The sequence below is a fragment of the Bacillus pretiosus genome (genome assembly GCF_052947655.1).
Map to the genome: position 1 here is coordinate 120,522 of NZ_JBRFUV010000002.1, position 25,098 is coordinate 145,619.

Annotated in this window: 15 protein-coding genes, 4 pseudogenes and 2 riboswitches; of the genes and pseudogenes, 12 read left to right on the top strand and 7 right to left on the bottom strand. The window is 32.1% G+C overall.

The annotated features are described in order from the left end of the window. Window positions 1-336: 336 nt before the first annotated feature. The 7 genes and pseudogenes from ACU8YW_RS27850 (at window position 337) to ACU8YW_RS27880 (ending at window position 8,886) form a co-directional block, all read left to right on the top strand. Window positions 337-1,497 carry a serine hydrolase domain-containing protein gene (locus tag ACU8YW_RS27850; protein ID WP_426934534.1) on the top strand — a complete coding sequence of 387 codons (1,161 nt, stop codon included), beginning with the start codon at window positions 337-339 and terminating at the stop codon, window positions 1,495-1,497. A gap of 738 nt (window positions 1,498-2,235) precedes the next feature. Continuing rightward, the gene (locus ACU8YW_RS27855; protein ID WP_426934533.1) at window positions 2,236-2,826 is read left to right on the top strand and encodes a sensor domain-containing protein; all 591 of its coding nucleotides are present in this window, start codon (window positions 2,236-2,238) and stop codon (window positions 2,824-2,826) included. Between the two features lie 4 nt (window positions 2,827-2,830). Then, window positions 2,831-4,621 (top strand): helix-turn-helix transcriptional regulator, encoded by a 1,791-nt coding sequence (locus tag ACU8YW_RS27860; protein ID WP_149212494.1) that lies wholly within the window; start codon window positions 2,831-2,833, stop codon window positions 4,619-4,621. Between the two features lie 643 nt (window positions 4,622-5,264). Then, window positions 5,265-6,302 carry a serine hydrolase domain-containing protein gene (locus ACU8YW_RS27865; RefSeq protein WP_098589006.1) on the top strand — a complete coding sequence of 346 codons (1,038 nt, stop codon included), beginning with the start codon at window positions 5,265-5,267 and terminating at the stop codon, window positions 6,300-6,302. A gap of 291 nt (window positions 6,303-6,593) precedes the next feature. Beyond that, window positions 6,594-6,728, top strand: a pseudogene (locus ACU8YW_RS27870) (RNA polymerase sigma factor SigX); the annotation flags it as partial. Window positions 6,729-6,795: 67 nt separating this feature from the next. Then, a pseudogene (locus tag ACU8YW_RS27875) lies at window positions 6,796-7,047 on the top strand (DUF1963 domain-containing protein); the annotation flags it as partial. A 438-nt stretch (window positions 7,048-7,485) separates the two neighbouring features. Beyond that, the gene (locus ACU8YW_RS27880; RefSeq protein WP_426934532.1) at window positions 7,486-8,886 is read left to right on the top strand and encodes a zinc dependent phospholipase C family protein; all 1,401 of its coding nucleotides are present in this window, start codon (window positions 7,486-7,488) and stop codon (window positions 8,884-8,886) included. Between the two features lie 283 nt (window positions 8,887-9,169). Here the strand turns inward: ACU8YW_RS27880 and ACU8YW_RS27885 are convergent, their stop codons facing one another. After that, the gene (locus tag ACU8YW_RS27885; RefSeq protein ID WP_088093278.1) at window positions 9,170-9,490 is read right to left on the bottom strand and encodes a helix-turn-helix domain-containing protein; all 321 of its coding nucleotides are present in this window, start codon (window positions 9,488-9,490) and stop codon (window positions 9,170-9,172) included. A 319-nt stretch (window positions 9,491-9,809) separates the two neighbouring features. Here ACU8YW_RS27885 and ACU8YW_RS27890 point away from each other — a divergent pair. After that, window positions 9,810-10,034, top strand: a pseudogene (locus ACU8YW_RS27890) (ISNCY family transposase); the annotation flags it as partial. Window positions 10,035-10,350: 316 nt separating this feature from the next. Here the strand turns inward: ACU8YW_RS27890 and ACU8YW_RS27895 are convergent. Next, window positions 10,351-11,478: an FtsW/RodA/SpoVE family cell cycle protein gene (locus ACU8YW_RS27895; RefSeq protein ID WP_426934531.1), complete on the bottom strand. Its 1,128-nt coding sequence runs from the start codon at window positions 11,476-11,478 to the stop codon at window positions 10,351-10,353. Window positions 11,479-11,666: 188 nt separating this feature from the next. Continuing rightward, window positions 11,667-11,843: riboswitch (M-box (ykoK) riboswitch) on the bottom strand. Window positions 11,844-12,364: 521 nt separating this feature from the next. Beyond that, a riboswitch (M-box (ykoK) riboswitch) is annotated at window positions 12,365-12,532 on the top strand. Between the two features lie 276 nt (window positions 12,533-12,808). Between ACU8YW_RS27895 and mgtE the strand changes: the two genes are divergently transcribed. From mgtE to ACU8YW_RS27915, 4 genes and pseudogenes are all read left to right on the top strand, one after another. Then, the gene (gene mgtE, locus ACU8YW_RS27900) at window positions 12,809-14,137 is read left to right on the top strand and encodes a magnesium transporter (protein WP_098149795.1); all 1,329 of its coding nucleotides are present in this window, start codon (window positions 12,809-12,811) and stop codon (window positions 14,135-14,137) included. A 160-nt stretch (window positions 14,138-14,297) separates the two neighbouring features. Next, a complete protein-coding gene (locus tag ACU8YW_RS27905; protein WP_426934530.1) occupies window positions 14,298-15,395 on the top strand; it encodes a phosphodiester glycosidase family protein in 1,098 nt (365 codons plus the stop codon). A 599-nt stretch (window positions 15,396-15,994) separates the two neighbouring features. Next, window positions 15,995-16,888, top strand: coding sequence for a cation diffusion facilitator family transporter (locus tag ACU8YW_RS27910; RefSeq protein WP_426934529.1), 894 nt, complete (start codon window positions 15,995-15,997; stop codon window positions 16,886-16,888). A 471-nt stretch (window positions 16,889-17,359) separates the two neighbouring features. Next, window positions 17,360-17,590 (top strand): annotated as a pseudogene (locus ACU8YW_RS27915) (WD40/YVTN/BNR-like repeat-containing protein); the annotation flags it as partial. A gap of 313 nt (window positions 17,591-17,903) precedes the next feature. Here the strand turns inward: ACU8YW_RS27915 and xerS are convergent. From xerS to ACU8YW_RS27940, 5 genes are all read right to left on the bottom strand, one after another. Then, window positions 17,904-18,977 carry a tyrosine recombinase XerS gene (gene xerS / locus ACU8YW_RS27920; protein ID WP_097890956.1) on the bottom strand — a complete coding sequence of 358 codons (1,074 nt, stop codon included), beginning with the start codon at window positions 18,975-18,977 and terminating at the stop codon, window positions 17,904-17,906. 1,286 nt (window positions 18,978-20,263) lie between these two features. Continuing rightward, entirely contained in the window at window positions 20,264-20,539 is a 276-nt protein-coding gene (locus ACU8YW_RS27925; protein ID WP_426934528.1) for a DUF898 family protein, read from the bottom strand. Between the two features lie 877 nt (window positions 20,540-21,416). Then, entirely contained in the window at window positions 21,417-22,442 is a 1,026-nt protein-coding gene (locus tag ACU8YW_RS27930; protein ID WP_426934527.1) for an alpha/beta hydrolase, read from the bottom strand. A 58-nt stretch (window positions 22,443-22,500) separates the two neighbouring features. Beyond that, window positions 22,501-23,352, bottom strand: a complete 852-nt coding sequence (locus ACU8YW_RS27935; RefSeq protein WP_426934526.1) for a MurR/RpiR family transcriptional regulator — start codon at window positions 23,350-23,352, stop codon at window positions 22,501-22,503. 301 nt (window positions 23,353-23,653) lie between these two features. Further along, complete coding sequence (locus ACU8YW_RS27940) at window positions 23,654-25,078, bottom strand: PTS transporter subunit EIIC (protein WP_149212481.1); 1,425 nt, start codon at window positions 25,076-25,078, stop codon at window positions 23,654-23,656. Between the last annotated feature and the right edge of the window lie 20 nt (window positions 25,079-25,098).

The window sequence follows — 25,098 nt, forward strand, 5'->3', positions numbered from 1 at the left end:
GCATTAACAATAAATGAGGAGGGGAGATTTTCATTGTGCATGACAAAAATATAAAGGGGCGTGAAAGGGGAAACAAGTATGACTTATTTATGAAAAACAAACCAGTAACAAGAGTATTTTAAGGAAAAGAAGTAGTTGCTAGAGTTAACATACAAGTGGAAAAAGAGAAATTTACCGTTTGTTAGGACACAATAGCATTTGTGAAAATAATGCTGAGTAAGATAATTGCCAATCCATTTTTGCCCATTTATCTTTGGTTAAGATGAAAGCTGTGTAACTAGTAGAAAACAACAAATAACTACCGATAAAATATGAATAGAGGAGAGGAATATCTTTATGAAAAAACATTGTCAGATTACATCTACAGGTTTAGTCCTTTTAATGACTGGAAGTTCTTTGTTATACACAACACCAAGCTCAATTGTAAAAGCAGAGTCTGATCAAAATGTATCTAGTTCGTTACAAACAAATACTCAAAGAGATCGTACTTCCGTCAAGAAAGCAATGCGGGATACACTACAACTTGGATACCCAGGGATACTCGCCAAAATTTCAAAGGATAGAAAAACGTGGAGTTATGCTGCCGGGGTAGCGGATCTGAGAACCAAGAAACCAATGAAAGCTGATTATCTCTTTCGTATTGGCAGTGTTACGAAGACATTCATTGCAACAGTTCTACTTCAATTATCTGGAGAGAACCGCTTGAATCTAGATGACTCCATCGAAAAATGGTTACCTGGCGTCATTCAAGGAAACGGCTATGATGGTAACCAGATTACGATTCGGCAGTTATTGAATCATACAAGTGGGATTGCTGAATACTTAAAGTCAAAAGACTATGATATTATGGATACAAAAAAATTGTATACGGCTGAAGAATTAGTAAAGATGGGAATTTCTCTTCCACCAGACTTTGCTCCAGGTAAAGGCTGGTCTTATTCAAATACAGGATACGTAATACTAGGTATGCTTATTGAAAAAGTAACTGGAAACAGCTATGCGGAAGAGGTTGAAAATCGGATTGTTGAACCGCTCGAATTGTCGAATACATTTCTACCTGGTAATTCAACTGTTATTCCAGGTACCAATCATGCCCGTGGATATTTCCAACTAGACGAAGCAAGTGAGCCAAAAGACGTTACTTATTCTTACCCAGGTAATTCGGATGGAGATATGATTTCTACTGCTGACGATTTGAACAAATTTTTCTCTTACTTACTTAGTGGCAAATTACTCAAGGAACAGCAACTAAAACAAATGCTTACTACAGTTTCTACAGGAACAAAAGTAATCGATGGATATGGTCTTGGAATCTATGAAAAAAAACTTTCAAATGGTGTCTCGATTTGGGGACACACAGGTGGCTCTCCAGGTTTTTCTACTTTTGCTGGAGGCACAATTGGAGGTAAGCATACATTAGCCGTCAATTTGAACAGCAATAAAGCTAATAGTCCTAATCCTTTTAAAAATATTTTACTTGCTGAATTTAGCAAGTAGGCAAAAGGAAAAATGGATAAACTTTGTCATAGTTTATTTTTTAACAGCTGACTATATCATTTTCAACAAAAACTGACGATTTAGCATTTCGATATAATGATGAAAATAGGACAAATATAAACTAAATACAATAAGTGTTCAAGAATCATTCACTGTAAAGAAACAAGAAGTTAATCAAGGTTTTTTATCCCTACAATTAGGTAACCATGATTATTCTATTGAAGTAGGGAGGCGACATCCAAAAGCATAATAATTTTATATGCAGCAAGCATCTAAGAAATGTTAATGGAATAACAAGTGTAGGTATATATTTATTTGAAAATACAAAAAATTAATCTCTTAGAATATAATACTATGTATTATTTAGTAGATAAAATGAGGGACCGAGGAATTTATACGTATGATGCACGAAATCAAGGAATTGATTATGACATGTCGTTTCTTTCAGGAATCCTCATTATAAGGATTCCTTTTTTGTACCAAAAAATTTGTAAAGAAATAAGATAAGATCGGGAACACAATCCTATCTTTAGCATAAAGAGTTAGCGTATGAACAGAGTATAGCAAGGGGTTTATCATATTTATAAAGGATAATAAAAGTTGAGTGGGATAAGGTTGTATTAATAGTTATGTCATACAAACCATGACATTTTGACACTACCGTTTGTGACAGAAAAATACTTAGAATAAAAAAGTAGCTTTTAACGCATTAGCAATGAATGAGGAGGAGAGATTTTAATGATAAAAGCATCAGCTCAAAAAACTTTGCAAGATTTTTATTTCTTGTTATTTACCTTTGTATCCGGTTTTTTTTACTTTTGTTTCTATCTGATCAGCATTACATTTGCATTAGTAATGACGATTATTTTTTGGGGTATTCCCTTATTAGCGTGGGTACTACAAACAACTCAAACGTTTGTTCAGTATGAACGTATTCAGACGAAAGTTTATACAGATATATCGATAGAGCTATTCAAACCAAGAAAAAAAGAGGAGAGAGATAAATGGATTAAAGTGAGGGATATAATCCTTAATAATAGCAACTGGAGGGCTATTTTTTGGCTCATGCAGAAAATTTTTGTCGGAATAATGAGTCTTATATGTGCTGTTTTACTGTATGTAATGCCAATAGTATGTATCGTTACCCCCTTACTTTTTCAACATTTTAATATATACTTATTGGGCATTGCTGTGAATTCATGGGAGACAGCAATTTTTGTCATGATTGTTGGTTTCATTCTCATCTGGATACATAATCTTATTGGAAACGACTTAGTTCGAATTATTGGAATGTACACGCGTTTTATGTTTAAAGCTATAAAGGAGTGATAATTTGTTTAAGACTTTAAAACTATGGTTTTGGTATGATTGGGCCTTACTTTGTATACGCTTTATTGTTTGGCTATCATTGATATCAACGACTATACAACAACAAGATCATTTGACAGTACCACTTTGGATCATAATCCTTTGGGAAGTCGTTTCATTTTCAGTACCTTGGATTTGTTTAATGTTCAGTTATCGCTATTATTTATTTACTGAAATAATATTATTTGGCGGAGTTTGTTTCTATTTAACTTTATTATTTCCGTTAGCATATCTTGCTTTTTTAATGCCAACTTTTATGATTGCGGCAAATAGCGTTCATAAATCTTACCGCTGGTCGGGTCCTATCACAATTATTTTGTTCCCGTTGCTCATTGCGATATTTTCCGAAGTGACAGATTTATGGGTAATCATCCTACAACTCAGTTTAGCTTTTGCTATGGGCTCTTTCTTTCGTTTACTGGCTATTAATTACCGTCAAAGTGAAATTATTCGGAATCAGAAACATGTATTGGAACAATACGTATCCCAAGTTGAGCGGATTACATTACTGGAGGAACGTGATAGGCTCTCAAAAGACTTACACGATACGATGGGGCATTCCTATACTTCAATTATTATGGGGATGGAAACATTGCGTGTGGAATTAAAGTCTAAAGAAGGAGAGCAACAGCTAGATTCATTATTACAATTGGCCCGTAACAGTATGGAAGAAGTAAGACTGTATTTACACCAATTAGATTTATCACAAGAGTCGCTTCCCTTAGCTACCACACTACAACAATTGACAGAGGAATTTAAGAAACATGCAAAAGTAAATGTACGTACTCGAATAATAGGGGAAGAGTATATGGTCTCCAAACAATCAAAAATGACACTATATCGGAGCTTGCAAGAATCACTAACAAATGCTGTTCGCCATGGGCATTCCACAGAAATCATTGTGTCACTTCATTTTGAACCACAACAGATAAGATTGGATGTAGAGGATAATGGCTGTGGGGTAGAAGAGTGGAAGGATGGCTTTGGATTAACTGCAATGAAAGAGCGTGTAAGTCAGTCACAAGGAAGAGTCATTGTTTATTCCAAAAAAGGGGAAGGGACATTAATTTCATGTGTTTTACCGAAACAAGTACAACTGGCTAACGAACAAATTCGCCTGTGTATTGTCGATGATCATTCTTTTATCAGAGAAAGTCTTCATACAATTTTGGGTGGACTGGATGATTTACAAGTAGTGGGAATGGCTGAAGATGGAGAACGGGCTTTGGAATTGTGCGAGAGACTAAAACCAGATGTAGTATTAATGGATTTAGAGATGCCAAATCTGGATGGGATTCATGCAACTAAAATGATTAAGAAAAAATGGCCAGACATTCGTGTACTTATTCTGTCAACCTTCCAGAATACAGAAAGGGCAAAAGAAATCATACGAAATGGTGCGGATGGATATGTATTGAAATCCATAGATTCGCGTGAACTAGCTGAATCTATTCGTCTAGTCTATCGAGGAGGCACGATGATTACTCATGACTTGTTCCATAGGATGTGGGAAGAAAATGAAGAAACAGGATTATTTGAATCACGATCAGCTGGAATAGAGTATGGATTGACGAAACGAGAATTAGAGATTTTGAAACTATTATCACAAGGAAGCCGTTATAAAACAATAGCTTCGACACTTTATTTGTCAAACGGAACAGTAAGAAATTACGCCTCCAATCTCTATGAGAAGCTAGGAGTTAAAAATCGAGAAGAAGCAGTACAAAAGGCAAAAGATATAGGACTACTTTCATGACTCTCCCACTTGAACTAGTTAGCTGAAGTTAATGGGGAACTTACAGATGATGCAGAACATCACTACCCAATCCCACATTTGAAACTACAATGAAAAATAAAGATTTGGAACGCTTCTGCTTTTTTGTGAACAAAGTTGTTTAAAAAGGTTATTTGGATTCTCATATCGAAAAAGTAAAACACTATAGACGAAGACTATAAAATGTGTAGACTATAACTAAATTTGAAACAAGGTTTAAGGTAGATAAATGTTTTATTGAAACCTATCTTTATAGAGGACTGGTAAATAGTTTTCATATTCGTTAGTACATCGGTCCTAAATCTAAAAGTAAAATAGGTATTTTTGGGTCAATAACATCTTTGATTTAGATGTTATTGACCCAATTTAGAAAATATCTATTAAGTTGCCACGAGTAATTTTAGAATTGAAAGAGGGAATTTCGTAAATTCGGGGATAATAATACTCACTAAATTAAAGCTCTCTATAAAGAGAAGAATTTAGAAACTAAAGAAATCAGTGTGACGGTGCTTGATTGTAGTCAAATATAAAATATGTTGTTTTGAGTTGAAGTAAGATGCGTAATTGAAAAAGATAACAGGATAATATATTTCTAATCATTTAAAGGGAAGGGGATGTGATTGAGGTGAATAATACATATAATGAAAAGACGCATACATTGATTAAACAATTATTAAAAAAGTTTTCACCAAAAGTTCCAGGCTTTTCATATATTGCTAGTTTTGATAGCGGAGTAACTTATAAAGGTGCAGTTGGCTTAGCTTCTATAGAGAAAAATCTACCCATAACTACCAAAACCGTTTTTAATATAGCCTCAGTTTCTAAACAATTCACAGCATTTTCTATATTACTCTTAGAACAAGAGAGGAAATTGAGTTTAGATGATTCAATTGTAAAATTTGTCCCTTCTATAGGTGCATATGCTGAACCTGTAACATTGAGACATCTAATTCATCACACTGGTGGACTAGTTGATTATATGGAATTGGCTCAAGCAGAAAATATTAAATTTACTGATATATTAACTGTGGAAGAATCGCTAAAGCACCTTAAAAATCATCAAATTGCAAGATTCCCAGTTGGCACAAAATTTGAGTATAGCAATACAGGATATTTTTTATTGTCACTAGTGGTAGAGAAGGTAAGTGGCAAATCCCTACGTCAGTTTGCAAAGGAACGTATTTTTGATCCTTTACACATGAAAGACACAACAATTGTGGATTGCTACCCAACTACTATATCAGTTGCTAATGGATATTCGAGGAATGAGCAAGGAACATATAAAATCTATGAAAGCCCTTGGGAACATACAGGGGATGGGGCAGTTCATACAACAGTTGAAGACCTGGTAAAATGGGGAGAAAATTTAGCCACAGGTACCGTTGGTGGAAAAAATCTTGTTAAAAGAATGAGCGAAATAGGTCCGGAAATTTCTCCAACTGGGGATACAATTATTGACAATGAATATTATGCTTTTGGGCTAAGGCTTGCTGAAGGTTTTAACTATCGGTACTTGGAACATTCAGGAAGTTGGGCAGGTTATCGTTCCCACTTTATGCGGTTTCCAAAAGAATATTTGTCCGTTGTAATTCTAAGTAATTATGATGGATTTGACTCTAAAAAATATGCTAATAAAATAGCAGAAATTGTTTTAGAAAAGTAAAAAATAGAGGGTAGAATACAGTATTGGGATTTAGTTTATCTCACGTTGTTTTATATTGTTTTAACGGTATTTGCCTTACACTTCCTCCAAATCTAATCAAACAAATGGAAATAACCTCAGAATCAGAGTTGGATTTTTTATGTTTTTATTTCTCTTTTTACATTTATCTTTTAATGAGATGAATGCTTTTTTAGTTCATAATAAAAAATAACCAGAAAAACTGTCACAAAATCCGTTTTTCTGGTTTCTCTATAATACAGGTATCAAATAGAGAGTAAGATTTAAACTAACATGTTAACCATAGAAAATGAAGAAAGTCATGCGTCTGCTATGACCTTTGAAGATTTATTTAAGCAGTAATGTGCTTTTGCTGTGAAACAAATCATATGGATTGTTATAGATAAATCTATCGCTGAAGAGTTAGCATAAGAAGTATTTTTACAATTATATCGTAGCGATTGGGTAAGTTTCATTACCAAATGAAACTTACCCAATCGACCGCTATCAAGACAAAATGTATGCAACCATGATACTTAATTTAACTCAAATACCTTTTGTTCCAGAAGCAGTAAAAAATATGAAAGCCATCGCAGTATTTCTTTCTCCAAACTTTGCTAAAGACTTGTCCAACTTATCAGGAAATTTTTGTATTAGAGAATATGGTTCTTTAGAGGAACTAGTACCAAATGAGATGTCACTTACGTTTCCAAATCTAAAACCTTTTCCCTTAATACCTAGATTACTTTTTGGGAATATAGAAAAGCAAACAAAACAACACTTCAAAAAGTTCATTTTTTCATTTTGGGGTAATTCTAAATTCTTAAGTTGATGGATATAGATTATTACCTTAAAACATCATAATTTCAATTATCTAGAGAGAACGGTCTTTCATTAATATAATAAATGGAAGGTTAATAAATCCCCTATTTTTGGATATGTAAAATTACATAAAAAAACATGTTTAAATAAGACGCGCTTTTATATATAACTAGAGGTAGAGAAGAAAAATTATTGTTTAGGGTTAATTTAAAATTTTTAATTTAATCGATGTGTGTTGGTATTCCATTTAGAGAGAAATTAAGCAATTAGCCTTTGCTAATCGCTCTTTTATTAGAGCTATTTAACTTTCGTTAATAAGATGAATATCCGCATAAGAATTTTTATATTTAGAAAGGGATAAAAAATGAAAAAAATCGTATCAACACTATGTATAGCTGGAGTGACCTTAACTATTTTAGGAGTATGTCCTCAAAGTAGTTATGCTCATCTCGATCAAATTGATTTAAATGAGAATGATCCTATTACTGCAAGATGGTCTGCAGAAGCTCCGTATCATTCTGATAAAAGTACACATTTATGGATTGCAAAACAAGCTATTGAAATTATGAAAACAGAATCTAATATTGAAGCAAATAAGCAGGCTGTGGACTTTTTAAATTATCCACAATATAAAGATTTATTTTCTAAAGGATTATATGATGCAGATTATAATGCAGAGTTTAACGATGGTGGTACAGGAATAGGTGGCGTTTTTAAAGGCGGATGGAAATCTCATTTTTATGATCCTGATACTAAAGAAAATTATAGAGGAGAAACAAATCCAACCGCTCTTACACAAGGTAAGAAATACTTTTATGAATCTGGAGAACATTTACGAAATAAAGACTATGAAAAAGCTTTCTATTACTTAGGGGTGGCCACGCATTACTTTACAGATGCTACTCAACCTATGCATGCAGCAAATTTTACTGCAATTGATACGAGAGCTATAAAATATCATAGCTACTTTGAAAATTATGTTACAACCATTCAAAAGCAATTTGCAGTCAATACTGGAGGGAACTATAATAATTCTCTATTCACACCTGAAGAATGGATTGATTATGCAGCTCGAGTAGCTAAACCTGAAATCCAAAATATTACTAATGATAAAACATTTAAGTATTATAATAGTGGTAAGGCACAATTGTGGCAAGAAATGGTTACCCCAGCTGTGCAGCGAAGCTTAGGAGAAGCTCAGCGCAATACAGCAGGTTTCTTAAATCTGTGGTTTAAAACTTTTACTGAAAATGTGAAAGCTCCAAGTATAGAGACTGCATTAATCTATGATATTGAAGGAAACGTCATAGAAGCAGGGAAAAACTATTATATCGTACCAAGTGAATCTCCTTATCAAGGTCTAACATTTGAATGGTATATAGCAAATCGTTACGATTATGTCACACTTGCAAATAAAGAAAACAATGGTTTATCTGGTACACCTATGGAATTTGAATTCTACAAAGAAAATGATGCAAAGCTACACCACGGGGAGAGTATATATCTTCGTATGAAGCACTCAAATTACGACCAATTCCAATATTTAAATTGGTCTAATTATTCTAGTTGGATTCACCTTGCTCAAAAATCTGATAGTTTAGCTGATTTTAAAATTAAAATTAACCTGGATAATCCTACAGAATATAATATTTTTACAGATGACTATCCATTAAATTATGAGAATATAAATGCAAAGAAAAATTGGATTGTACTAGGTGAAAAAAAACAAAAACCTAGCTCATGGAAGTTTATCCCTGTTAGATAATCTAAAAAGAAAAACACTCGTCCTTAATCAGAACGGGTGTTTTTCTTTTTAGGAATTATAACCCAGAAATTTAATGTTAAAATTTTATCGTTTTTCGACAGAAGACTCCTTCCTCAAAAATGAGAAGGTGTGAAATAACAATTTTAGGTGAACAAAAATTAGAACATAAAAATGAATTAGTTTATTTTGTAATTGCTGAAAATAAACAAGTATACAATTCATATCAAATGTAAAGCATGTTCCAATCGTATAACTTGTTTGTTTGAAAATTTATTTCATGATTTTACATTTGTAACCATCCACGTTTTTTGAGCTCTTTATACAAATTACTCACGTGGCACCCCATTTCCTTTGCAATATCTGGATAATTTACTCCTTGATTATATAAAATTATTGCTTGTTTGCACTTTTCATCCCATTTTTCTTCTATAGTTTTTACTTTTGTCAATCTCTTTCTAAATTCTTTTTTACCCAGCGTAATAAGTTTTTTTCCTATTTCGCATTGTTCAATACAATACTGTTCTACATCCGTTTGATATTTACAATTTTTACAATATTCATCCTGCAAACGTATTATTCTTACTTTTTTCGCGACCGCTCTCATATCGTATTCACTCCGATTTGATTTATATATATCATAATTTTACGAGCGTACTCTTGCTATTTACGTTAATCTTATAATTAATTCCAGTAAAAGCTTTACCGGTGGTCTTATTCTCTGTCCTTTCTTAGCAAAATTTACTGTTGACAAATATCATTCCACTTTAATTTCCTAAAGGGTAATTTTATTTAGAATTGTTAACTTGGAACTGATAAATATCCAAAAATGAATGCATTAATAATTCTGTATTCCTAGAAGAATGATAGTGGCCATCACTATCTCCAAAATAGAAGAAATTACTAGTACTATAACTAAATAAAAGGAAAATAAATCCACAAAACATGTTTTATTTGCTTTTGTAGACAGTCTAACAATAGGAGGTGTTTCGTCTGTTACAGGTTACCCACCAATCTGTAGTAAAGCTTTACTTAAATTTTTTTTCTTGAAAATTGTATTTAAAATGTACTCTATACGTAAATTGATCCATTTTTTGCATCCGTATTCTTTGTTTCGTGTATCTTTTGACCTGTCTTTAATGCTTTATATTTTCAATGATTGCTTTTTCTTTTGATTTAATAATTTCTATCTGATATATATTACTATTAACTTCCTAATATTTTTATGCTTATCTATATAATAAAAAGAATTTTAAGAATTGAGACCAGCCAATTATATATATATTTTCTCAGCCATTGTGAATCCTTCATCCCTTGCCACGAATTTTTACAATGTTATTTTTTTACTGTGTTTATTTCATTTTTTAGCGATAATTCTAATGAAAAAACAACAGATTGATTTACGGAATCAGTCTGTCCAAAATCAGAAAGAATTCATCCATTAAAAATAGAACAACATATAGAAAATCATATATTATAATTAATAAACTTAATTTTATTGAAAATTGAAATATTAAGTAATATTCCTATTGCTATTAAATTAACCATTAAAGAACTTCCACCAAAACTTACAAATGGAAATGGGGTACCCGTAAGAGGAAGTATTCCCGTAATACCGCCTAAATTAACAACAGATTGCAAACCAATCATACACCCTATACCAATTGCTATAAAACTTCCGAATGGATCTTCACATAGCTGTGCAATTTTTAGTGAGCGAAGAACTATAGCTAATACTCCGGCCATTATAATGAATACACCAATGAATCCTAATTCTTCAGAAACGATTGCCATTATAAAATCAGTATGTGGTTCGGGGAGATAACCTGTTTTTTGAATGCTATTTCCAAATCCACGTCCAATAATTCCTCCTGAGCCAATGGCAATAAAAGAATTTACAAGTTGATATCCATTTCCTTGTGCATCAACAAAGGGATTGATAATTGTAGTAATACGTGTCTTTTGAACATCTGACAAACTAAATTGAATCAAAAAATATAAAATAGGTAACCAAAAAATAGCACCTATTATAGTTCTTTTAATTAATAGATTTATATTTATTCCCGAGCAAAGAAATATGCTAAAAACTATACCTAATATTAAAAGTGCAGATCCTAAGTTTGGCTGTTTATAGATTAGGAAAAAAATTATAGCTAAAAAAAATAAAAGTTTTCCGCCCCCAATCCAAATTTGTTTAGCTAATCCTTGTCGCAATGCAAAAAAACGGGCTGTTACAAGTATTGTTCCTAATTTAAGAAATTCAGCTGGCTGTATTCCAAAGATCCATGATTGAGCATTATTTACCACCTTTCCTTTCCATAAAACCATAATTAACAAAAAAATCCCTCCAATCATAATACAGATTGAGACTATTCGTTTTTTCCATATTTCATATGGGAGAATAGCACAAACTATTAGCCCAATTGTTCCTAAAAATAGTTTTGTTAATTGAGAATCAACAAAATGCCTACTGTTATAACCGTAATGTTGAACAGCAACAATGGAGCTAGCGCTATACATCATGATAATACCTAAAGTACATGTTATGAATAGAGGGAGGAGCAATAGATAATCGAGTTTTATTATTTTTTTCATTTTAAAATCCTCCTGATTTACATTAACACTTAATATTACATTTGCTAATGAATAGAATCTTGTTCTCAACAAGTATTAAATAGTACTTTTGTTTTGAGAGATTCTATCGCTTACACCCTGTTTTCTTACGCAAAAATCCCCCTTAGTTACATACTAGGGAGGATTCAAAATGGCATGACTAAATAAAGCTTTTCTCCCCCTAGTAGAGCTTTGGCACTATACAACGTAAAGTAATGGAAATTCATTACTTAGCTATCTTAAGAAGAGCCTTAATCCGACAATTCCTGTTCTACCCATTGGCGTCTTTCGACATTTTTGGGCAATAGCCTGTGTTTGTATAGGAGCCTCACCTAACAGGTTTAGCAATATAAATTTTATGTGTTTGTTCGTGTAGCCAGCATAAATACTTTTTTTTTGCTTGTCAAGTAAACGTATTGCTAACTTTATATTCTTTATTGCTTTATAAATCTTTGAGAAATGATGTGAGAAATTATATTTAATTGTCTCATATAGATACATATTTGCGACTTGGAATGTATAATTTGATTAAGTAGTTTAACCATATAAATTTGATAAACAGTAAAGAAGATATTAATCATAAAATAAGATTTTTTGAAGAATGTTCTTTTGAAGTACGGTATGACTAATGATGTAACTGCTGCTATAAAGTCACGAATTAATCATAAACAATAAGTTTCTTATACGAAATTTCATATGTTTTATAACGTTTTTTTGAACTAATTGTATTTAAATTTTAAATCTTTTAAGCTGAATTTCAAATTTGTAATAGAATCTAATTACATTTCTCTAAAAAAGAATTTTTTATGAATCAAATCGAAAGTTAGTTGACAAATATTAAATTCTGGTTTAAATTTTGAAGTAATTCAATAATCTTTGTTAGGTGAGGCTCCTGTATAGAGAAACGCTGCTGCCCAAAAATGTCGAGAGACGCCAATGGGTCAACAGGAACGGTCGGATTAAGGCCCTTTTTAATGTAGCTGGTTATAAAAACCTATGCTATACAGTGCTAAAACTCAACGAGGGAGTGGTATACGATTTGATAGAAAGGCACCTCTGGGATTATTGCAGAGCTGTCTTAATAATCATTTATTTGTATTGTAAAAAAACCTTTACTCCTTTTTGAGTAAGGTTTTTTTTTGTTTAATGTTATTTATTTTTATCTTGTCTATATTCAAAAAGGAGGTAGTTCTTAATAAATTGATTGCAATGTAACTATTAATGCTCTAATCAAAATTTTAGACAGATAAAATAATACAAAACCACTCATGAAACTCTAGAGTCTCCCTTAGCAATATGAGGAGGAGTTAACATGAAGAAATTATTAAATGAATTACTTGTAACCCAAAATGATTTGGATGCAGATAAAGTTTTACGTCATCCGTCGTATGATGTTGCGCAAGAAATAAAACGGTTTTCAATAGAAGATCAAGTCATATTACTAGATAAGATTCCTGTATTAAAAAGCTCAAAAATTCTACAACATTTGAGTACAGAAGAAAAATATAATATCTTAATTCACTTATCTGAAAACAAAGCTAAAAAGTTACTAAATTTACAACCGATTGATGAAACAGTAGATTTACTTCTAGCGGTTCATCCGGAAAAACAAGCTAAATTAATGGCGTATCTAAATAAAATTACAAAGCATAATGTGAAAAAATTAATGGCTTTCAAACCTGAAACAGCAGGTAGTCTTGTCACAAGTGATTTTGTTGCAGTTAGAGGGAATTGGTCAGTAAAAATGACATTGAAGTACATTAGGGAACATTCTAAAAATGTAGAATCAATTTCTTATATTTATGTTCTTGATAGTCATGGTTATCTTAAGGGAATCGTTTCCATTCATGAGTTATTACTAGCAGCAGATGAAGAGATATTATCCAATATCATGATTCGAGAGGTGATTTCAGTACCTGCTGAGGTTGATCAGCAAGAAGTTGTAAAAAAGCTACTGAATTATAATTTAGCAGCAATACCTGTAACAACAGCAAATAATGAAATGATTGGTATTATAACATTTGATGACGTAATGAATGTTATGGAAGCAGAGGCTACAGAAGATATCCAAAAGTTAGGTGGAAGTGAACCATTAAATCAATCTTACTTTGAATCTAGTATTTGGAGCATTTTCTTTAAACGTCTACCATGGTTATTGCTTCTTTTTGTTGCTGAGGCATATACAGGTACAGTACTAAAGTATTTTGAAGACGAAATTGAAACAGTAGTTGCCCTTGCTTTCTTTGTTCCATTATTAGTGGGTACTGGAGGGAATACAGGAACACAGGTTGTAGCAACAATTACTCGTGCAATCGGTATTGGAGAGGTGAAATTTAAAGACATTTTCCGTGTAATGAAAAAGGAATTTGCAATTGGCATGCTTCTCGGACTTGCACTTGGGGTAGCTGGGCTCATTCGTGCTTATATGTTAGGGGTTGGAACAGAAGTTGCACAAGTTGTAGCAATCACTTTATTATTTATTGTTATTTGGGCTTCGCTTGTCGCAGCTGTTTTACCTTTGATTTTGAGAAAATTTAAATTAGATCCTGCAGTCGTTTCTGGTCCATTTATTACAACATTTGTTGACGGAACAGGATTAGTAATATATTTCTTGGTTGCAAAAACGTTATTAAATCTGTAAATATACACTGAAATAAATAAGAAATGTAGAACAAGTATTTTGCCTTGCTTGCTAAGACATAGTGAGGAACTCGGGAATAAGGGAAACAAACACTTGTGTCTTTAGGTAAATAATATTTTAAAGGATTCATTGAATGTAATTAATGACGGAGGATATAACTATGAAACATCTAAGAAAAATCTTCAAACGAATTTTGCTTCTTCTTTCTATTTTCATGCTTATTGGCATAGGAATATTATTTGGTACTAACTATGGTCGAGATCTTCGTGTAACAATTGCTGGGAGTATACTAACTTCTCAGCATCCACAATATGCGAAATATACATTCCTATCCCAAAAGGAACTAGATAAATTACAAGATAGAATTAATCATCCCAAATGGTCAAATAGTGATGAGAATATTTATAAAAAAATAGCAGGAAAAAGATTAGAAGAATTAAAAAATCAGCCATTAAAAATTGACGTAGAAACGATTAAAAGTAACAAAGATAGTCGCTTTCTTTTCGAAGGAAAATTAGTCACTATTAGTAACCCTTTCAATGTTAAACTTGTTAGCCATCAAGGAACACAGGGCGATAAAAGAGGAGAAAAAATTAGCGTAATGGCAAAACGTAATCATGCACTTGTTGCTGTGAATGCAAGTGGATTTACTGATGAAACAGGAAGGGGTGGAGGAAATATTGCAACTGGAATAGCAATAGAAAATGGGAAAGCAATTGATACAAATATAGATAAAAATACCCCTACAATTATTACGGGCTTAACAAAGTTTGGACAAATGATAACAGGGAATTATTCTACCCAACAACTTTTGGATAAACAAGTCGTTTCAGCAGCAGGATTTATGCCACAGTTAATTGTAAATGGAGAAAAAATGATTACAGAAGGAGACGGTGGTTGGGGCTCTGCTCCGCGAAGTATTATGGCACAAAAAGAAGATGGCACAATAATTTTTCTAGTGATTGACGGTAGGCAGACACATAGCATAGGAGCTACGTTAAAAGAGTGTCAAGATATTCTATATGAAAAAGGAGCAATAAATGCGATGGCTATGGATGGAGGTTCTTCTGCTACGCTATATTTAGGAGGAAAGGTTATAAATTCACCTTCTACATTATCCCATGAAGATCGTTATTTACCGAATGCTTGGATGGTAACAGCAAACCAAAAACAAGAAATAAGGGTGACAATGGATGGGGAAAAAATAGATACTAAAAAATCAGATGAATTTGATGCAAATATTGCAACTGATTTATGAATGCTTAAATAAATGAAGGTTTAATTAAAGTTTAAAAACTAACATACAAATAGTGTAATAAAATTGAAAGTTTTATCATTTAAAATTCATTAAAGAAAAGCGTATAGAGATACTCAATCATATGGAAAATCTCCAAGGATTTAAAAGAAGGATAATTAATGTATACAGCTTACACTCATATTCAATTATATGCTTTTAATCTTATAGTATTTGCTACAGCTATGTGAAATGGACAACCTGTAAAAATAATTGTTGTGATCAGATGAGTAAAGATTAATGCGCAGAATGAATTAGTAATCATACCTGAAGACATTTCATCAAACATCAAAGCAACACATTAGTCGCTTTGATGTTTGTAATGAGAAAAGCATGGCATATTGTGTCACTCTTTTTTACACTTCATAACAAATAAGGATAAAAGAACAAAGTAAGTTATGCTTTAAACCTTTACTGATGAGAAAATGTTTGTATAGACCCACACACTTATTATTGGGTAATGTATGAAAGAAATTAAAATGGCAAGACACAGACTTATAACTACACAATTGAATTAAACAATAATATTTTGAAACAAGAGTAAAGTTAAGGTGGGGATAAATATGAATGCTAACCAAAAAACGTCCTTATTGGCAGCATGGATTAGTGTAATTAGCAATATATTTCTGACTCTCATCAAAATTATAGTCGGTTTACTTTTCAAAAGTCAGGTATTATTAGCCGACGGGATTCATAATGCTGCCGATGTTGTAGCATCCGTAGCCTCATTGGGATCAATGAAAATTTCAAACCAGCCAGCTGATGAAGATCATCCTTATGGACATGGTAAAGCAGAAGTTATATCATCAGGAATTGTAGCTGTGATTTTAATTTTAGCGGCTTTATTTATGGTTTATGAATCAATAAAGTCATTATTTGAACCAGCGACAAAACCCCATATAATTGCTTTTATAGCAGCGATTATTTCATTAATATGGAAGCAAATTTTATATGTATACACAATACGAATTGGTCGAAAAACAAGCAGCAAAGGGCTTATAGCAACTGCTTATGATCATCTTGCTGATGTTTATGCCTCAATTGCAGCTGTAATTGGAATTGGTATTGCTTTGATAAACAATATCTATTCCATTCCATATGCAGCTTATGGGGATCCTTTAGCCGGTATTATTGTTTCTTTTTTCGTATTAAAGTTAGCGATTAGTATGGGGAAAGAAGCAATATATATATTAATGGAAGGTGGTATTCCTACCGAGAAATGTAGTGAATATAAGAGAGTAATTCAGGCCCATCCTTTTGTAAAAAGAATTGATAGAATGCGCGCACGTGATCATGGTCACTATGTATTAATTGATATTAGAATTAGTGTTCCGGCACATTTAAGCATCCAGCAAGGACATGATATTTGTAGGGATATAAAAACTACTATTATAAATCAGAACCCAGAAATATATGAAGTACTAATTCATTTAAACCCATGGTATGAGGAGAAGTAGGTTTATTGAATTATAGATAGATATAAGTAAGTAGTTAAACCGTCCTTTTTAGATATTGGAGAATACATTATTTATAGAAGAAAAAACGTCCTATTAAAATATAGGACGTTTTTATCTATGATTTACTAATTTCCCAACCTTCGCGTGTTTTTCTAATTCAATTACAATTACCTTTTTAGAATCTTTTTTTTACAAAGCATCAACAAAATCTGAAAGATAAATATCATTGAGGGGGAATGAATTAATATATGAGGGTTCATTTTCATTATTTGGCTCTCAAATGAAGCAACTTTAGTATTCACTCAAAAATCCATTGTCTATGAAACAACTAGATTTTTAAACGGTTTTAATAGACATCTGCCAAAAATACAATAGACAGATATCTATTGTATTTTTGACGGCAAGATTAAATAGCTTTTTTGTTACTTTACAGTAAAATATACTTAATATCAGTAATTCATGTAATTAGGAGTGATTTCTATATTTAAGGAAAATGTAAAAAGGATACTTCTGTCATTAGTAACAAATCCAATACTAATAATTGTATACGGGATTTTTTGTTATGAGTTAGCCTTATACTGTAAGTACGGAAGGATGAATTATAATATTTATATTTTATTATTATGTATAGTACTTTTTATATCCATCACTACATTTACTACAATACGGGTGATAAAAAATAGAGAATATGAAACTAACAAATTTTAAATCGAACCATAAGCTTACCGGCAAATTTATGGTTCGATTTTTTTAGTGCAAAGATAGCGTTCTAAACGGGTATCACCACATCGCTATCAACTTAAAAGAGTAAACACCAATTGTAGGAATCTAAAATTTTCATTTATCTAATTCTAACAAGAGACAGTTTTTATATACCAATTAAAGTAGAATTTTAACTATGTATTTTTTATATAATAAAATTAAATATGTAATGAATAATGCATGACATTTAAAACCACTAACTCTAGCAGAGAAAATAATAAAAGTTCAGCAATTTTGCATTGCTGAACTTTTATTATTTATTTTTTCCTATTCTGCCTAAACTATCTTTAATAGTTGTTTCCCCAAGTTGTGTATATAGCAAAGCTGTATCTTGGCTCGTATGCCCGAGTTGCTGCATTACTTGTAACGAGTCTTTTTCTTCCATATATAATTTATTTGCCAATGTGTGTCTTAATTTATGAGGAGACATTTTTTTGCCATAGGCCTTAGTATATTTTTCTACTATATCTTGGATAGCCCTAACGGAAAGTGGCTGTGCAGTATGTTTATACTTTGATAAAAACACATTTTTTAATTCTTTTCCTGGAGCATATTTGTTATCTCTGATTTCCATATACTTTTCAAGGTCATTCAATGCAATTGGGGTAATCCATACAGAATCTTCTTTGTTTCCTTTTCGGATTACATCAATTAGTCTTTCTTTTAAGTTTATATCTTCCATACGAAGATCGGCCAATTCGCTTACTCGAATACCACTACCAAGAAAGAGGGAGAGGATAGCTACATCACGATCTTTATCTCTTAGAAAATAGAACAACTGATGTTTTGTTAACGATTTCTCATGCTCGTACTTCACGTAATTCAAAAAGTCTTGATCGTCATCATTATGGAATATTTTAGATCTCATACGTTTTGCACGAGCATTTAATGTTTCTTTATCTTTATGTATTTCTATTTTAGCCATTACATTTCTATAAAAATAACATTCTCCATCTTCATTTTCTGATAGGGAGGTAAGGTACTTAAATAAAGACTTTAAGGCTGAAATTTTTCTGTTAACAGAGGAATTCTGCATGTTTTGTTGTAGTTTTAGAAACCTCATAAAGTTCTCAACATCTTTTTTCTTTAAATTTTCCAAATCAGAGAAGGATATGTCTTTAATCGGCTTAAATTCAATAATTTGTTCAGATAATAGCCAATTAAAGAAGACTCTAAAATCATATACATAATTCAGTAGGGTGGAGGGAGAGGCATCATGCAATTCTTTGTACTCCACAAATTCTTCTATGTAAAAGGGCATTTCATTTAAATTCTCGTATAATTTCCTACGATGTACGGATTTTTGACGTTGCTTGCTGTATTCCATAAAAATCACCTCATATACACTATAACAGAAAAGAAACACGAACACAAGTTCGCGTTAAATTCAATTTTTACACAAACTTATTTACATAATTAAATTATGAAATACTAAAACATGCTCAAAACTGAATGGTATAGTGTAGTTAGTCAAATGAAAATTATAGCTAACTAAGTGATAAATTTGTATAAGACCATAAAAATTTGTGCAAAAACTACATATAAATGTATATAAAATAAAACAATTTATATATATAAATTCATACAAAAAATCAATATATGAAAACAGTTTAAAATTCGTTATCTAACATGAATTGGTTAATTTAATCATAATTATGAGGAGTTAATTAGATCAACATAAGAAAAAATCTTATATAGTAAAAGGTAATTTACTATATAGGATTTTTTCAATGAATAGTTCAGTATTTAATGATTCCTATATAAAATATGAATTATATAGACACATACCAATATACTGAGATTTATGCAATTGAGCTCGAAATCCCTAAATACTGTATTAGATTTTTATTTATACATCTTATTGTTCGTAAAATTGGTATTTCGTGCGAAGTTTTGAGTTATTTTTAAATCCACCGTCCTTTTTCTACTCACCCAAACAGAATTTACTGTTTTCTTTTCATCAGCAAGTAAATATTTAATAATAAATGCGTTTACCTATCGATCAATGTAAATTGTTCAGTCACTAACAAAAGCACAACTAGCATAAAAACTCATTTTAAAATCTGAAGAGCTTTCCGAATATCACCGAAACTGAATTTTAAAATAAGTAAAATAGCATATGTCGTAGTAATCTATAGCATAGGCTATTTTATATTGTGAATATATTTAAAGCGAAAATTGACTAGAGCACTCTCCCGATTTAAACGTGAATTTTATTAACTGTTCTTTCATATAGATAAATCTATTTTGAGGATTACTCTAATGATTATCATTAATTTATTGTACTGTTTGATATTTTCCTAATTTGGAATGTTGGCGGTTTTTGCATACTTAATAAATAACAAAAAAGCAAGTCTGCTGGAGCAAGCTTGCTTTTTAATAGAGCTTTGACAACTCAAAAACCATTTGCCTACATTAATCATAAATAGAAATTTATATCCATTATTACAAACACTTAATATGCAAATTAAAATCAAAAACCCTTACATATAGCTTTTAATGATTACTATAATCAATCGTAAGAATTAAAAGCTATATGCCATTAACTGAGTTATTTATAGTGTACGTAATTTCACAATCGCATCTCTTCAGGTACTGAATCAAAATTCCCTCTTAATTAACGAAGATTGTATTTTTGACTTTCCAGCCTTCAAGTTTAATGCTAACCCAAAAACCATAGATACCCAGTGTAATAACTGTCAGAATTAGCCATTTAATCCAGTTACCAAACAAGCAAACTGCTGAACCCTTAAATTTCATTCTATGCCCATCAACCACCGTATGGTTAATTTTCCAACCATAAACCATACATACCGCCCACGGATAGCAAATACCAAGCGTGAACACTGTAATAAGAGCTCCCAAGATACTCCAACCAATGAAGCTCAAAAGTCCACCATCAAAGAAAGACTGTCATCCCCATTTTGATTCTGGTACATAGTTCCCTCCTGCCTTAACATTTATGTTAATATTTTCTGTCATAAAACACACTCCTTTACCAATTTATCTTGATTAGCGCACGAATTTTATTCAATATAACCTTAATAAACTTACACATTTTACCACAAATTTTTAACTTCCTTAAACTTTTTAAACGTTTATTCATTTCATTCATACCAATAAGTTTAAAAACTTCTCTCAAAGCCACTAAGGTCTAAGAAAACAGCTAGAATACTAGCTTTGATTCTGTTTCTCTCTTTGCCAGATATATTAAATAATTCATCTATTTCTTCCTACTTAAATTGGTATCATGGAAATAAAAAAACTTAGAAACACCTATAAAATAGACTTTTCAAGTTCTTTTATTTCTACAGAAAGGTCTTTCCTTATATGCAATATTAAATATAATCTACCTTACGTAGTTTGTTACACTATGCTTGTGGATTTTTCATCCAAAATTCCACCCTAATTCCTGAAAATGAGAAGAATATTATTCATTCTTCTCATTTTTTTATTTAGGTTCTGTTAAAATTGATTATTGATAAAAAGTATTAAATATGGGAAGACACCTTAGAGTTGGTGCTTCCCTTAGTTGTTGATTATTCACATTCAAATCTAAAATAGGCATTTTTCACACAGCTGATGAGGCTAAGTTTGTTGTGCGCAAATATATATTTTTATAATCATTAAAGATTTCAAAAGAAACTAAATCACCTGAGTCCATATTAATATAGAACTCGGGTGATTTAGTTTCACTTTTTAAATACTGTCTACTTGGCAGAGGTGTATTTCAAAGGAATAGAGCAAACTTTTTATCAAATGCATATTATTTAGTTTTACTTAAAAATCCAAGAACTTCGTTGAAAGTATCTTGACCAGCTGAAGTATTCATTTTAAATTGAAATTCATGTCCTAACTCCCCAAAAACATTTTTATCAAAGAAAAGACTATCTACTAATACACCTTCTCTTTGTAAAGCAGAAACTAATGCTTTTCCTTGATTTTCAAATGACGCTGTATTACCATCTGTTATAAAAGTTGGTGGATAATTTTTTGTAACATGATCTAAAACCGAGGCTATTTTCGTTTCGTTTAAACCTTCCCAATTTTTCTCACCTAAATACGCCCAACCAGCAGTACGCATAAATTCTTGTATTTCTTTAGTAGATTCTATTTTAGCTAATTCAGACATACTATATGGACCGCAAAATAACAATACACCCTTTATTGTTGTAGGATCAACAATAGAATCAATCTTAGTTAACTTCGCGTACTCTGCAGATGTTTGAATATTAACAAATTGGCTAGATATCTGTGCCCCAGCAGAATCTCCTGCAAAATATACACGATCTAGTTTCAAGTCATACTTGTTTACATTTTCTTTTATGTATTCGTAAGCTTCACCTAATTGTAGTACCGGTGTTGGATATGTACTTTTAGGAGCAAGAGCATAGTTGATATTTACCACTGTATAACCATGAGCAGCCAGCTCTACCGCATAACCCGTAATATCTGATTTATCCCCTCCGACAAATCCACCTCCATGTACCCAAAAAATAACAGACGTTGTTTCTTTATGATTTTTTGGATAAACAAGATCTAATGTACCATCTGGAAATTTAGAATTATAATTAATATCCTTAACGCTTATTGTTTCTTTTAGGGCATTTCCATAATTAGTGGATGGTTCAAACACCCCACCTTCAAATGCTTTTTTAATTAAAAATGCTTTTGGAGCTGGTGAAAAATTCCAATAACTGACTCCCATGATACCAAAGGCCAACACTATTATAAGAAATATAAACATTCTTTTTTTCCATAGACCCTTAGGCTTTTGTTGTTTTATTTTCATTTTAAAACTCTCTCCGTTCCTTAAGTGTCTAACCTCAGCCTTTCCTACGAAAATACTTTTATTCATTTAGTTGCTGTATTGTTTGTTTTGTCTTTTCTAATTGTTTTACTGTTAATTCATATTGAGATGATGAGTATGCAAAGAAGACAACATCAATTACTAATAGTTGGGCAAATCGAGAACTAGTTGCCGCACTACGAATTTTTGCCTCAGGGGCACGTGCCGTAAATAAAGATACATTTGCTAACTCGGAAATTTTGCTGCTTCCTGAACGAGAAAGGCTAATTGTTTTCAGTCCTAGATTTCGGGCTGCTTTCATTAGCTCTATTACATCGCTTGTTTCTCCACTATAAGAAATCCCCCAAAATAATGCATTTTCTGATTGAGTAGCCAATGCGACTGCTAACAAATGTCGATCTGAAATTGCATAAGCTTTTTTTCCTAAACGAATCCATTTCTGTGCTACATCCTCTGCAATAAGAAAAGATGCCCCTACTCCATAAATGTAAATAACTTCTGCTTCTTTTAGAAATTCGACTGCTTTTTCAATAGATTTCGTTTCTAATTGCCCCACAGTATCATGAAGTGTTTGTACTGTATTAGATAACGTTTTATCAATTACGGATTGTACTTTTTCATCAGGTTCAATATCAAAATACCCGACATGATGTATATGCTTTATTTCAGCATATAGGCGTGCTTTCAAGTCTGGAAAACCTGTTACCCCTAGTGACCGACAAAAGCGAACAACAGCTGCACTACTTGCTTCTGCTTCTTTTGCTAATTGATGTATTGTCATTTGAGTCACCTCTTTTGTGTAAGAAAGAACATATTGTGCTATCTTTTTCTCAGAGACAGGTAGCTCATCTAAAACTAATTCTATTTGTGTTCGAATACTATTTACCGTCAATTATTCCAACTTCTTTCCTTTTTTTATTTCTTCTATAAAAATTTCACCTATTACTCTCCTTGATTTACCTACCACTTTACGACTTTTGGCGAATATAACGAGAACAAGTTTTTGTAATTGGATCTTATCAGATATCTTTAGTATACAAAAAACGTAGATTTACGCCTACTGACATTCGTCTCCCATCTAAAATTGGTACTTCACAACTTCTCGTTTATAAGGAAGGAGTCTACTGTTGTAGAAAGACAAAAAAGTACGACCATCCAAAGGATTAATCGTACTTTCACAAAATTCCTCACTATTATTCTTGTTCCACCATTGCTTCTTTTGGTACACCAAAGAAATATGTGAGAATAAATCCAGCGGCATATCCTGCAAATAATCCAATGACATAGTTTAGCCATACTCCATTTGCAATTAATGGAACTAGTGCCATACCAGAAGGCCCAATTGCAATTGCACCAACTTGCCCTAATAGACCTATAACTGCTCCACCAATACCTCCGCCGATACAAGCGGTAATAAACGGACGTCCTAACGGTAATGTTACACCATAAATAAGTGGTTCACCAATCCCAAGGACACCAACTGGAAGTGCACCTTTGATCATATTTGTTAATGATTTATTCTTTTTACAGCGGACCCATAATGCAACTGCTGCCCCAACTTGTCCAGCACCTGCCATTGAAAGAATAGGAAGTAATTGTGTTGCACCTGTTGAATTAATCATTTCAATATGAATTGGTATTAATACTTGATGTAGACCTAACATAACAAGCGGTAAAAATGCCGCTCCAAGCACGAATCCTGAGAATACACTACCATGTACCAATACCCAATTAATTGCACCAATTAAATTATTTGATATAAAACCAGCAAATGGCATGATCAAGAAAATTGTAATCAATCCCACGACTAACAATACAATTGTTGGTGTAACAATAATGTCTACTGCATCTGGAACAAATTTACGTAATTGTTTTTCCATAATTGATAATATCCAAACAGCTAATAGAACACCCAGTACCCCACCTTGCCCTGGTGATAATGGTTCACCGTTGAATATATTATTTATTGGAAGATCAGATGTCACTCCTGTTAAAAGAGTCACCCCACCAATGACTCCACCTAGGGATGGAGTTGCTCCAAATTCTTTTGCAGCATTAATCCCTACATAAATAACCAAGTAACTAAATATTGCATTTTTAATAACATTAAAAATGGTTACATACTGCTGCCATGTAGCACTATCTAAATTCCCCGCCGTAATATTATTTGATAAAATCGATGCAATACCAGCAATTAAACCCGCTCCAACAAAAGCTGGAATTAAAGGAATGAAGATATTTCCGATTTTTCTTAGAAAAGATTTGAAAGGTGTATTATTCTTTTTCTTTTGTTCGGCCTTTATTTTGGCACCTTTTGTTTGTAAATCTTCAGCAGAAGATGTTGTCGAACTAACAGATTCTTCCTTCCCTTGCGCTACAACAATGTTGAATTGCTCTGATACTTTTGTAACAACACCTGGCCCAAGAATAATTTGATAGGTTTCATCATCAACAACTCCAAGAACTCCGTTAACTTTTTTTACAGCTTCTTCATTTATTTGATCCCGATTTACCGGTGTGATTCGAAGACGTGTCATACAATTTGTATAAGATAATACATTATTACTTCCACCAATAGCTTCTAATATTTCTAATGCCATATTATGATATTTACTCATGATAAACACCTCGCTCGTTT